Raw genomic sequence first — 12395 nt, 5'->3', positions numbered from 1 at the left:
GCTGATGTACATGTTTATTAATTTTGTTTTAGTCTTTAATATCCGAATAATCAAATATATAGAGGGGTGCATTTAATGAGGCTTAAGGGTAAAGTTGCCATTATTACAGGTGCTGCCAATGGGATTGGTCTCGCTGCAGCAGAAAGGTTTGCTGGTGAAGGAGCGACTGTAGCCATTGCAGATTATGATGAAGATATGGGAATCTCCAGGGCTCAAGAGCTTAAAGAAAAAGGCTTAAATGCAGAGTTTTTTCAGGTAAATGTAGCTGACAGGCATAGCATAGACAGTATGGCGGAAGCTGTAAAAGCCGCATTTGGAAAAATTGATATCCTTATCAATAATGCAGGAATAACAAGGGACGGTATGCTTGCAAAATTATCTAAGGACGATTTTCATGCGGTTATTGACGTGAATCTGGCAGGTGTCTTCCATTGTACACAAGCAGTGCTTCCTTTCATGCTGGAGCAGGGAAGCGGAAAAATTATCAATACATCTTCGGTTTCTGGGATCTATGGAAACATTGGACAGACAAACTACGCAGCAGCCAAAGCGGGTGTGGTGGGAATGACCAAAACATGGGCAAAAGAACTTGGCAGAAAAGGAATTAACGTAAATGCTGTTGCTCCGGGATTTATTTCTACAGGCATGACAGCAAAAGTGCCGGAAAAGGTCATTGGCCAAATGCAGGGCATGGTTCCACTGGGCAGGCTGGGAAAACCGGAGGATATTGCGAATGCATATCTTTTTCTTGCTTCAGATGAATCTGATTATGTGAATGGCACTGTCCTGCATGTAGATGGCGGTATTATGATGTAATAACCTGACTCTGAGCAGGTGCTCAGGTAATCAGATAATGAACGAGGTGGAAATAAGGATGAGAAATGTTGTAATTACATCAGCAGTCAGAACACCAGTAGGTACATTTGGAGGAGCTTTTAAAGATCTTCTGCCAACAGATTTAATTGTACCTGTATTAAAAGAGGCTGCGGAAAGAAGCGGTTTGCAAAGCAGTGAGGTGGATGAAGTCATTTTGGGACACTGCATCCAGCGTACAGATGAGCCGAATACGGCAAGAACAGCAGCATTGCTTGCGGGCTTTGACGATACGACAACAGGGTTTACAGTCCAGAGACAATGTGCATCTGGTATGCAGGCCATTATTTCTGCTGCGCTGCAAATACAATCAGGCATGTCAGACATCGTGATTGCAGGAGGAGTAGAAGCCATGAGCTCCAGTCCTTATGTATTAAAACAGCATCGCTGGGGCGCACGCATGCAGCATGGGCAGGTTACGGACACAGTATGGGAGATTCTTGAAGATCCAATCCATCATATTATGATGGGAGAAACGGCAGAAAACCTGGCAGAAATACATTCGATTACAAGGGAAGAGCAAGATGAAGTGGCATTGCTGAGCCATAAGAGAGCATTACACGCAATTCAAAACGGTTACTTTGATTCGCAAATCGTGCCAGTTACTATTAAAGGCAGGAAAGGGGAAGTAACCATTACAAAAGATGAAAACCCTCGTACAGATATAACATCGGAAAAGCTGAGCAGCTTGAAGCCGGTCTTTAGAAAAGGCGGATCGGTAACAGCGGGAAATTCATCAAGTCTGAATGACGGCGGAGCAGCACTTGTCCTAATGCCAGAAGACCTGGCTTTAGAAAAGGGACTGAAGCCGATGGCAAGGATTGCCGGCTTCTCTGTGGCGGGTGTAGATCCAAAGGTAATGGGAAGAGGGCCTGTTCCGGCAATTAAAAAGGGCCTGCCACATGTCAATTGGTCCCTTGAAGAAGCAGACTTGATTGAAGTGAATGAGGCTTTTGCAGCCCAATATTTGGCGGTTGAGAAAGAGCTTGGCTTAAATCGGGAAAAAGTAAATGTAAATGGAAGCGGTATCAGTCTTGGCCATCCCATTGGATGTACAGGTGCACGTCTTGTTGTGAGTCTAGTTCATGAGCTGAAGAGGAGAGGCGGCCATAAAGGAATAGCATCTCTATGTGTTGGAGGCGGAATGGGAGCCACAGTTTTTGTGGAAATGTACGAATAAAGAGTTCCTTCGGGGGCTCTTTCCTTTCCATATACTCCTTCTCCTAATAATTTTCCAGGGAGTGATACAAGTGTTAAGCAATACGATATTATCAGGGGACAATATTATTTTAGGGACATTTATTGACGAAGATATCCAAAAGATAATCGAGTGGCATTCGGACGAAAAAACCATGAGAAATCTGGATGCTCTTCCAGTCAAACCTAAACGGGAAACAGAAATTAAGAAGTGGCTTGATGAATGCCCCAAGGATACCTTCAGGTTTTCGCTCAGGTTAAAAGAGGCAAATGAATTGATCGGCTACGCAGAATTAAACGGTATTTTATGGCCGCACAGAACAGGCTGGCTTACCATAGCCATTCCAGATGGAACCAAATGGGGAAAAGGGTATGGAAAAGAAGCTATGCAATGCCTGATGCGCTATGCTTTCAGGGAACTGAATCTGCATAGACTGCAGCTGACAGTATTTTCGTATAATACTAGAGCCAGGACACTTTATGAAAGTCTTGGATTTCAGAGAGAAGGCTGTTACAGGGAATTTCTTGAAAGAGATGGAAAACGGCATGATATGTATCTATACGGTCTTCTCAGAAAGGAATGGAAAACGTGAAAAAGCGCGGATATGGGATATGGCTCCGCGCTCAGCCTATTATTATGATTGAAGATCAAAAGCTGTTTCTTTTGATAAAAAATAACAAAGAGCAAAATTTAGAAGGAAGAATGCAAGAAGCAAAAACAATATATGATGAAATTTAAGAAACATCGCCGCTGGAGGTGCAAGGCTTGCACCAGTCAATAGTATAAAAGAATAGAGAGATAGAGCTTTTGCACGGTACGCCCCTGCAAGCATGCCAATCAATGTGATAACTGTGGGAACAAGAAGGGATATGGATGCAACAAACAGGATGGAAATAGCCATCAGGGCATTTGTGCTGCTGAAGAAAAACATTTTAATAATGCTGACTGTCCCCAAAAATATACCAAGCTTCAATGTGGAGTAAGCCCCAATCCGTTCAATTAATTTTCCTGTAAAGAGTGACAAGAGTGCCCCAATCAAACCCACTGCCCTTATTGTGAATAAATCCTCCATCGTTCCCATGAAATTTCTGCCCATTGCATCATAGAAAGCTGCGAAGGAAAACAGAAGAGTAAAGGTAATAGCGTAGCATTTGAGCAGGCGTCCCTGTCTTATTAGTTTTTTCATAACAGCAAAAGTGGAAGTCTCCTTATTAAATGGACGGGAAGCAGGCGGAAGTATTTTATACGAGACAAGGAAAAGGATGAAATAGCAAACAGCAAAAAAATAAAAAGCATAGTTCCATTTATAATAAAAAGTAATTGCCGAACTGATCAGCTGCCCAAGTATGCCTGCAGCAAGAAACCCTGTGTTGATGAAAACCAGCAGAAGCGTACGGCTCCTTGGCTGAAAAAGGTCAAAAGAGTAAGCAAAGGCAACAGGGGCAAAACTGCCAAGGGTCACTCCCTGAATCGACCTGGTAATATAGAGCGCTTCTGGATTAGGAGAAAGCCCGACGGCATAGGTAGATATAGCAGAAGCAAGCAAACCTGCAATAATAACTCTGCGTCTGCCAAATGTATCGGAAGCAGGTCCGAAAAATAACAGGCCGGCAGCATAAAAAATGGCAAAAAGGCTTCCCCCTGCGACAATATGATTTTCATTTACTTTATATGAATCTGCAATTTCTCCGTAAATAGGAATCAGTGTATAAATATTACTGGCGACAAAAATACCTGTAACTGTCAAAATGACTGAAGTTGCAATCAAGACCGATTTTGAGTTCATCCATATCACCTGCCGCTATATTTTATGCACTGACCACAATAGCAGAAAGTTGTCACTTCCAGTATTTCGAAAAACTCCATTCAAAAAATTGAACAGCTTATATGATAAAATATGAAAGTAAGAGAGCTTTTTTAGGAGGAAAAATATGACCGTACGTTTATTGATAGGCCGTTCCGGAAGCGGGAAAACGGAATACTGCCTGAACGAAATCCGAGATGAACTGCGGTTTAATCCGGATGGAGATCCAATCATTTATTTAGTGCCGGAACAAATGACGTTCCTTTCAGAATATAAATTAATTACAACACCCGGCCTTGGCGGAATGATCCGCAGCCAGGTATACTCTTTCACGCGGCTCGCCTGGAGAATTCTTCAGGAAACAGGAGGCATGAGCAGATACCATCTTAATAGTGTAGGCATAAATATGCTAATCCGCAAAATCATTGAAGACAAAAAGGATGAGCTTAAACTTTTCCAAAGAGCTGCAGATAAAAATGGCTTTATTCAGCAAGTTGAACAAATAATGACTGAATTCAAACGTTATTGTGTAAATCCCGATGAACTGGCTGAAAGACAAAATCAGCTCTCGGAATACGGGAATGCAAATAAAGCACTCCAGGATAAACTGCATGATCTTGAGGTAATTTATAAAAAATTCGAAGAATCCCTTTCTGGCAAATATACAGATTCAGAGGATTATTTCCGATTGCTTGCAGAAAAAGCCTCTCATTCGGAGTACCTGAGAAATGCCGAGGTTTATATAGACGGTTTTTACAGCTTTACACCACAGGAATATGCAATTGTTGAACAGATGATGAAGCAATGCAGAAACGTCACAATCACTTTAACGCTTGACCAGCCGCATAGTGATGCTTCAGATGAGCTTCATTTGTTCAGAATGCCGGGAGAAAACTATCAGACAATCAAAGAAATGACTTCCCGCAACATGCTGGATGTGGAAGAAATACTCCTATCAGAACAAAAAAGATGGAGCATCCCTTCACTTAAACATCTTGAGGCACACTTTGACAGCAGACCTGCCGAGCCATTTTCAGGGGAAGCAGACATACACATTGGACAGGCTGTCAACAGGAGGGCCGAAATTGAAGGTCTAGCCAGAAAAATAAATAAGCTTGTTCGCACAGAGGGCTACCGCTATCGTGATATTGCCGTACTGGCAAGAAACGGGCATGAATATCATGACATAATTGAAACAGTGTTTCGGGACTATGATATCCCATTTTTTATTGACCAAAAAAGAACCATGATGAATCACCCCCTAGTTGAGTTAATTCGTTCAACACTAGAAATAATCAACGGGAATTGGCGCTATGAACCGATTTTCAGAGCTGTAAAAACGGAGCTGATATTTCCATCCCGGATAAGCCCGGGAAAACTTCGTGAGCAAATGGACAGACTTGAGAACTATGTTCTTGCATATGGAATTCAAGGCGATAAATGGACGAAAAAGAAAAGGTGGACTTATAGAAGAATCAGGGGGCTGGAGTTTGAAGCAGTTGCCCAGACTGATGCCGAGAAAAAAGTGGAAGATGAGTTAAATGATCTGCGCGAAATGATTACAGGCCCAATATTAAGGCTGCATAGGCGATTAAGAAAGGCTCTTGATGGCCGTGGCCTTTGTGAAGCATTATTTTTATACATGGAAGAATTGGATGTACCTGTGAAGATTGAAAAGTGGAAAACTGTCCAGGAGGAGAAAGGGAACCTTGTAAAGTCCAGGGAACATGGACAAGCGTGGAATTCCATTATGGAGCTATTGGATCAATATGTAGAAATGCTTGGTGACGAAGAAGTGACGCTTAAGCGATTTGCTTCCATACTCGATGCCGGACTGGAGTCGCTTCGCTTTACTCTTGTTCCGCCTGCAATCGACCAGGTTATGGCGGCGGATTTGGAAAGGTCAAGGCTAACCGATATTAAAGCTGCCTTTGTCATTGGACTGAATGAAGGGGTACTGCCTGGCAAATTCGCAGAGGACGGTGTGCTGGCGGATGACGACAGGGAGATACTTAACACGAGCGGTATGAAGCTGGCGCCAGGAAGCCGTACACGACTTCTTGATGAGGATTTTATAGCCTATAAAGCATTTGTTACTCCATCAGAAAAACTTTTTATCAGCTATCCACTGGCAAATGAAGAAGGGAAAGCACTTATGCCTTCACCTTATATTAAGAGATTGGGAGATTTATTTCCTGATTGCAGGCACCATTCCTTTATGACGGATCCGGCAGAGCTCCCGGAAACGGAGCAGCTGGAATATGCTGATAACCTTAATACAGCATTATCGTATTTGACTTCTCAGCTCCAGTTAAAAAAGCGCAGTTATCCAATTTATGACCTTTGGTGGGATGTTTATAACTTTTATCTAAAAAACGAGCAGTGGAGAAGGCCTGCATTAAAGGTGCTTTCCAGCCTGAATTATGAAAACAGGACACTTCAGCTAGGCGGAGAAGTCAGTAAAGAATTGTATGGCGATCATATTCAGGCGAGTGTTTCCAGAATGGAATTATTCCATAGCTGTCCATTCTCCCATTTTGCACAGCATGGACTAAGGCTGCGGGAAAGACAGGTATACCGGCTTGAAGCACCGGATATCGGGGATCTTTTCCATGCTGCTTTAAAATTTATTGCAGAAACAGTAATGACTCAGAAACTTTCATGGACAGATATGACAAGGGAGCAGTGTGAGATTCTTGCAAAAGAAGCAGTTGAAATGCTTGCACCTAAACTTCAAAATGAAATCCTCTTAAGCTCGAACAGGCATCATTATATTAAGAGAAAGCTTGAGCAAATTATCAGCCGGGCTTCCTATGTTATCAGCGAGCATGCAAAATCAAGCGGATTTTCGCCAGTAGGACTTGAATTGGGATTTGGTCCAAAAGGAGAGCTTCCTTCGCTTGCTTTTCCTCTTAAGAACGGGGCTAAAATGGAACTTGTCGGCAGAATTGACAGAGTAGACAAAGCCCAGGATGCGAACGGGACATTTTTACGGGTAATTGACTATAAATCCAGTTCTAAAGATCTGAATGTAAGTGAGGTTTACTATGGCATTGCCCTGCAGATGCTGACATATCTGGACATCATAATTGCTCATTCGAGCTCTTTAATCGGAACAAAAGCAGATCCGGCAGGAGTTCTTTACTTCCATGTCCATAATCCAATTGTAAGTACTTCAAAAATGCTGACACTGGAGGATATCGAGCAGGAACTTTATAAGAAATTCAAAATGAATGGCCTGCTTCTTGGAGATGAAAATGTTATCAGGTTAATGGATCAGACTCTTGAAACAGGCGACTCATCCATTATCTCAGCTGGCTTCAAAAAGGATGGCACCCTTTCAAAGCGCTCTAAAGTTGCAAGCAAGCAGGAGTTTGATTATTTGCGCAGCTATGTTAGAAAGATGTATAGAAATACAGGCAACAAGATTACAGAGGGCAATGTGGAGATTGCCCCATATAAAATGAAGGAAAAAACTCCTTGTACATTTTGTGCCTATAAATCTGTGTGCCAATTTGACGAATCTCTTGAAACCAATGATTACAGATTATTTACTCCTAAGCCAAAAGAAGACATGATAGAAATCATCAAGAAGGAGGTGGAGGGCGATGAGAATGGCGATACCGCCTAAGCCGGAAGATGCAACCTGGACTGATGACCAATGGAAAGCAATTATGGCCAAGGGCCAGGATATCCTGGTGGCTGCAGCGGCCGGATCAGGGAAAACGGCTGTTTTAGTTGAAAGGATTATCAATAAGATTATTGCAGATGAAGACCCTATTAATGTCGATGAACTGCTGGTTGTTACCTTCACAAACGCCTCGGCAGCAGAAATGAGGCACAGAATTGGTGAAGCTCTTGAAAAAGCTATTAATGTTAATCCGAGGTCTGCTCACCTCAGAAAACAGGTAAGCTTAATAAACAGAGCATCCATCTCGACTTTACACTCATTTTGTTTAGAAATGATCCGCAAATATTATTACATGACCGATATTGATCCGGGGTTTCGGATCGCCGATGAAACAGAAGCACAGCTATTGAGGGATGAAGTCCTCGAAGAGCTTTTTGAGGAGGAATACGGCAAAGAGGGAAATGAAGGATTCTTTGCGCTTGTCGACACTTTTACAAACGATAGAAGTGACACTGCCCTACAAGATATAATAAGGGACTTATACGATTTTGCCCGTTCCAACCCTTCACCAGACCAGTATCTTGATTCAATTGCAGAGATGTATAATGTGGACGGTGTCAGCAGCCTTGAGCAGCTGCCATTTGTCCGCTCGCTTTTGGAGGATATTGATCTTCAGCTGAAAGGAGCCAAACAGCTGCTTGAATATGGGCTAGAGCTGACAAAGCTTCCAGGGGGGCCGGCTCCGAGAGCTGAGAACTTTATCGCAGATCTGCACGTTGTAAATACACTTATTGAAGCGAAGAACAGTTCTTGGACGATGCTGTATGAGGCGATGCAATCATGGTCTTTTGGCAGAGCCAAAACGTGTAAGGGCGATGAATATGATGAAGGACTGGTCGAAAAGGCAAAAAAACTCAGGGATCAGGCCAAGAAAATCATAACCAGCCTGCAGGAAGAACTATTTTTCCGTAAACAGGAGAGCTTCATGCGTGATATGGCGGAAATGAAGCCGCATATCGATGAGCTTGTTTCGTTAGTTAGAGCATTTTCTCTTCGTTTTGAACAGGTTAAAACTGAAAAAGGGCTTGTTGACTTTGCTGATCTAGAACATTATTGCCTTGAAATCCTTTCTTCACAGGATGAGGAGGGAAGGCTTATGCCTTCAGAAGCTGCTCTTGTCTGCAGAAATCAGTTTAAGGAAGTTCTGGTTGATGAATATCAGGATACCAACATGGTTCAGGAAGCTATTTTGCAGCTGGTGACGGCAGACTCAGAAGAGAACGGGAATTTATTCATGGTAGGCGATGTTAAGCAGTCGATCTACCGTTTCCGTCTGGCAGAGCCTAATCTGTTTCTGGGCAAGTATACCAGGTTTGACAGGGACGGTGAAAAAGCAGGGCTTAGAATAGATCTGGCGAGGAATTTCAGAAGCCGAAAAGAAGTTCTGCATGGAACCAACTATATTTTTAAGCAGATTATGGGGACGGCTGTTGGTGAAATAGAATATGACCTGTCAGCTGAACTAGTTAAAGGAGCTCCCTATTCAGAGGATCAGGAGCAGCCTGTTGAGCTTGCTATTATTGACCTTGAAGGAAATGAGAAGAGTGAACCAGACTCTGAATCCATGGTTGAGGGTTTTGACAGTGAAGATTTAGCCCAGTCACAGCTAGAGGCCAGATATATGGCATCGAAAATAAAAGAAATCATTAAAAATCGAAAAGAAGTATTCAACACAAAGACCCAATCTGGACGTCCCGCCAGATACAGAGACATTGTTATACTGCTTCGGTCCATGACATGGGCTCCGCAGATTATGGAGGAATTCAAACAGCAGGGAATCCCGGTCTATGCCAATCTTTCCAGCGGTTATTTTGAAGCAACAGAAGTAGCGATTGTGATGTCACTTTTAAAAGTAATAGATAATCCGTATCAGGATATTCCGCTGGCATCGGTTCTTAGATCTCCTATTTTGGGGCTGACCGAAGAAGAGCTTGCACAAATCAGAATCCATAATAAAAGGGGTTCGTTTTATGAAGCATTAACTTCTTTTTGCCGGAATCACCCAACCCTTGAAATGGGAGAACTATATGAAAAAGTCCGGCCATTTTTTGATATTCTTGAAGAATGGCGTATAATGGCGCGTCAGGGTTCCCTTTCCGAACTGATTTGGCATCTGTATAGAGAAACCCGATTTTATGATTTTGTCGGCGGCATGCCGGGCGGAAAACAGAGGCAGGCAAACCTTCGTGCATTGTATGACAGAGCCAGACAATATGAAGCAACATCATTCAGAGGATTATTCCGCTTCTTAAGATTTATTGAACGAATGCGTGACAGAGGCGATGATCTAGGTGCTGCCCGCGCTTTGGGTGAGCAGGAAGATGTGGTCCGCCTTATGACGATCCACAGCAGTAAAGGTTTGGAATTTCCTTTTGTTTTTATTGCAGGGCTTGCCCGCAGCTTTAATACAATGGATCTGAAAAAGCCATATATGCTTGATAAGGAATTCGGGTTCGCAGCAAAATATGTCAATGCCGAGAAACGAATTTCATATCCCTCTTTGCCGCAGATTGCATTTAAACGAAAAAAGAAAATGGAAATGCTGGCAGAGGAAATGCGGGTTCTATATGTTGCTTTAACGAGGGCGAAGGAAAAGCTATATCTGGTTTCGTCTGTTAAAAGTGCAGATAAAAAATTGAATAAGTGGCTGCAGGCTTCAGAGCATAAAGACTGGCTCCTGAATGAGTATGACAGGGCTTCTGCAAACAGCTACCTGGACTGGATTGGCCCATCTCTTGTCCGGCATCGGGATTGTGAGGCATTAAGAGGGGAAATGCCGGTGCATCCTCTTGTTCCGGGTGACATACTTGAACACCCATCATGCTGGAATATATCCATAATAAAAAGTGAAGAAGCTGCTGTTCTCTCAGGAGAAGAGAAAGAGGGCGAAACAGATCTGCTGCAATTGGTTTATGAAGGAAAAGCTGTATCTGCTGAATCAGATTATAAAGATAAAGTTGAACAACAGCTTTCCTGGAAATATTCCTTTAAGCAGGCGGCTCACGCCCGATCTAAACAGTCTGTTTCGGAAGTGAAGCGGCAGCGGGAGATTTTTTCTGAAGAAGACAGCGGCACAGAGTTAATCCGTAAAATTAGTAAACCAATGCTCAGCAGGCCTCGATTTATGCAGGAAAAATCCCTTTCACCAGCTGAACGGGGTACTGCCATGCACGCTGTCATGCAGCATATTGATTTCAGCCGGCCAGCAACAGTGGAAGCTATATCCTCTAAAATGGATGAGATGGTTCACAGTGAATTGCTTACGGAAGAGCAGCGTGCCAGCATTGAGCCGGAGCTGATTACACAGTTTTTCGAGACCAAACTGGGACAGAGAATTGTTCAGGCGAAATTGGTTCGAAGAGAAATCCCATTCAGTTTATCTTTCCCGGCACGGGATATCTATTCTGATTGGGAAGGGGAAGATGAACCAGTTCTTATTCAGGGGATTGTGGACTGCGTATTTGAAGATGAGCAGGGTCTGGTGCTTCTGGATTATAAAACAGATGGAATTACAGGCCGCTTTAAGGGAGGTTTTGCTGAAGCCAAACCCGTTCTCGAAGGCAGGTACAAAATTCAGATTGACATGTACACCAGAGCATTGGAACAAATTTTAAAAAGGGAAGTTAATGAAAGATACCTGTTTTTCTTTGACGGAGCTCATACAATAAAGATATAGAAATAAGCCGGCAAGGGGACTTGCCGGCTTTTGTGTATTAGCAGGAGGGTTATTTATTGCGGATACCAGACGGAAAATGCGCGAAAAGGGTCCCGATGTAAACAAACACCCGAGGATTATGCCGCCTCAATGTAAAGGGTATTGTAATATAAAGGAGGCTAACAATGGGAAAAAAGCGCAAAGAAACCGGAACCTGTGAATTATGCTTGAGGAAGGAAACTGATGTAACAGTCCACCATTTAACTCCGAAAGAGTTGGGAGGGACCTTTCTGCCGACCGCTAAATTATGCATACCCTGTCATAAGCAGATTCATGCTTTATATACGAATGCCGAGCTGGCTGTTCGACTGCATTCAATCGAGTTATTGCAGCAGGATAATAAAATCCGTAAATATTTGAAATGGATCAGGAAGCAGCCTTCATCTAAGCTGACAAAAGCAAGAAAGTCGAATGAACGGAAATCAAAAGGACGATAACGGGGTGCCATCGTCCTGACTTACTGAAATTACATTAGTTATTGCCGACATTTGGCTGGTCAACCAGACTGGTATCCAGTACGTTACTGGCACTAAGTCCATTATTTGTGATGACAAAGCCGCCTGTGTTAGCGGCACCCTGTCCGGTTGTTGATTTGGAATTGTTTTTTGGAGAGATATAAAGGGAGTCTCCGAATTGAACAATCCCTCCGCTGACATTAATGATTTGTACCGGTCCGATTATAGCTGGCATGTAAAACATCCTTTATGAAAAATTTTCATCCTCAAGCTCTGATTGGGAAGTGCTGTTTTTGGAAGTAATCTGGCGGATATGCTTGACCCGGGCTTCCATTGATATATTTCCGCTGTTGCCGATATGAATGACAGATGAGGAGGAAACCCCGTTAATATTAATGTTTTGAACACGGATGATTGGATTGAGCTGTGTTGTCTGGATTGCTATGTCTTCATCAATTGGAATCAAATGAATGGGTTCCCTGAAAACAGGATAGACTGAAAAATTCCCTTCCTTTGCGTTAAAATACTCAACTTCACGCTGATCAGCAATAGCTCTGGAGTATCCTTTTATAAAGCATGAGTCCCCAATTTCAAATACAGAAGAAAAGGCGATAGTGTCAATATTAATTCTATCAACAGACGAAGTTCTTTGAAGCATA

9 protein-coding genes are annotated in these 12395 nt (G+C 42.9%); 6 read left to right on the top strand and 3 right to left on the bottom strand.

Annotation, left to right across the window (positions count from 1 at the left end):
• Positions 1-75 precede the first annotated feature (75 nt).
• The 3 genes from fabG to NSQ49_RS06010 all read left to right on the top strand — a co-directional run bounded on the left by fabG (position 76) and on the right by NSQ49_RS06010 (position 2663).
• Complete coding sequence (gene fabG, locus NSQ49_RS06020; protein WP_159866138.1) at positions 76-816, top strand: 3-oxoacyl-ACP reductase FabG; 741 nt, start codon at positions 76-78, stop codon at positions 814-816.
• 58 nt (positions 817-874) lie between these two features.
• Entirely contained in the window at positions 875-2053 is a 1179-nt protein-coding gene (locus tag NSQ49_RS06015) for a thiolase family protein (protein WP_251284020.1), read from the top strand.
• Between the two features lie 70 nt (positions 2054-2123).
• Positions 2124-2663 (top strand): GNAT family N-acetyltransferase, encoded by a 540-nt coding sequence (locus NSQ49_RS06010; protein WP_159866142.1) that lies wholly within the window; start codon positions 2124-2126, stop codon positions 2661-2663.
• A 42-nt stretch (positions 2664-2705) separates the two neighbouring features.
• Here the strand turns inward: NSQ49_RS06010 and NSQ49_RS06005 are convergent, their stop codons facing one another.
• The gene (locus NSQ49_RS06005; RefSeq protein ID WP_159866144.1) at positions 2706-3857 is read right to left on the bottom strand and encodes an MFS transporter; all 1152 of its coding nucleotides are present in this window, start codon (positions 3855-3857) and stop codon (positions 2706-2708) included.
• A gap of 145 nt (positions 3858-4002) precedes the next feature.
• On the opposite strand from NSQ49_RS06005, the gene addB reads away from it, so the two are divergent.
• The 3 genes from addB (at position 4003) to NSQ49_RS05990 (ending at position 11718) form a co-directional block, all read left to right on the top strand.
• Complete coding sequence (addB, locus tag NSQ49_RS06000) at positions 4003-7506, top strand: helicase-exonuclease AddAB subunit AddB (protein ID WP_159866146.1); 3504 nt, start codon at positions 4003-4005, stop codon at positions 7504-7506.
• Entirely contained in the window at positions 7484-11242 is a 3759-nt protein-coding gene (gene addA, locus NSQ49_RS05995) for a helicase-exonuclease AddAB subunit AddA (RefSeq protein ID WP_251284019.1), read from the top strand. The genes addB and addA overlap by 23 nt, the downstream gene beginning before the upstream one ends.
• Positions 11243-11406: 164 nt before the next feature.
• Positions 11407-11718 (top strand): HNH endonuclease, encoded by a 312-nt coding sequence (locus NSQ49_RS05990; RefSeq protein ID WP_159866150.1) that lies wholly within the window; start codon positions 11407-11409, stop codon positions 11716-11718.
• A 34-nt stretch (positions 11719-11752) separates the two neighbouring features.
• Here the strand turns inward: NSQ49_RS05990 and NSQ49_RS05985 are convergent, their stop codons facing one another.
• Entirely contained in the window at positions 11753-11971 is a 219-nt protein-coding gene (locus tag NSQ49_RS05985; protein ID WP_035327074.1) for a spore germination protein, read from the bottom strand.
• A 12-nt stretch (positions 11972-11983) separates the two neighbouring features.
• Complete coding sequence (locus NSQ49_RS05980; protein ID WP_159866152.1) at positions 11984-12394, bottom strand: spore germination protein GerPE; 411 nt, start codon at positions 12392-12394, stop codon at positions 11984-11986.
• Between the last annotated feature and the right edge of the window lies 1 nt (position 12395).

Origin of the sequence: Cytobacillus sp. FSL R5-0377, assembly GCF_038004385.1 — a bacterium.
GTDB lineage: Bacteria > Bacillota > Bacilli > Bacillales > Cytobacillaceae > Cytobacillus.
The sequence above is the reverse complement of the archived record's forward strand: the minus strand, read 5'-3'. Positions and strand labels throughout refer to the sequence as shown.

What these genes read in the sequence shown, in the direction of transcription:
- fabG (WP_159866138.1), top strand. Translation starts at nt 76, where the DNA reads ATGAGGCTTAAGGGTAAAGTTGCCATTATTACAGGTGCTGCCAATGGG.
- NSQ49_RS06015 (WP_251284020.1), top strand. Translation starts at nt 875, where the DNA reads ATGAGAAATGTTGTAATTACATCAGCAGTCAGAACACCAGTAGGTACA.
- NSQ49_RS06005 (WP_159866144.1), bottom strand. Translation starts at nt 3,857, where the DNA reads ATGAACTCAAAATCGGTCTTGATTGCAACTTCAGTCATTTTGACAGTT.
- addB (WP_159866146.1), top strand. Translation starts at nt 4,003, where the DNA reads ATGACCGTACGTTTATTGATAGGCCGTTCCGGAAGCGGGAAAACGGAA.
- addA (WP_251284019.1), top strand. Translation starts at nt 7,484, where the DNA reads ATGAGAATGGCGATACCGCCTAAGCCGGAAGATGCAACCTGGACTGAT.
- NSQ49_RS05990 (WP_159866150.1), top strand. Translation starts at nt 11,407, where the DNA reads ATGGGAAAAAAGCGCAAAGAAACCGGAACCTGTGAATTATGCTTGAGG.
- NSQ49_RS05985 (WP_035327074.1), bottom strand. Translation starts at nt 11,971, where the DNA reads ATGCCAGCTATAATCGGACCGGTACAAATCATTAATGTCAGCGGAGGG.
- NSQ49_RS05980 (WP_159866152.1), bottom strand. Translation starts at nt 12,394, where the DNA reads ATGCTTCAAAGAACTTCGTCTGTTGATAGAATTAATATTGACACTATC.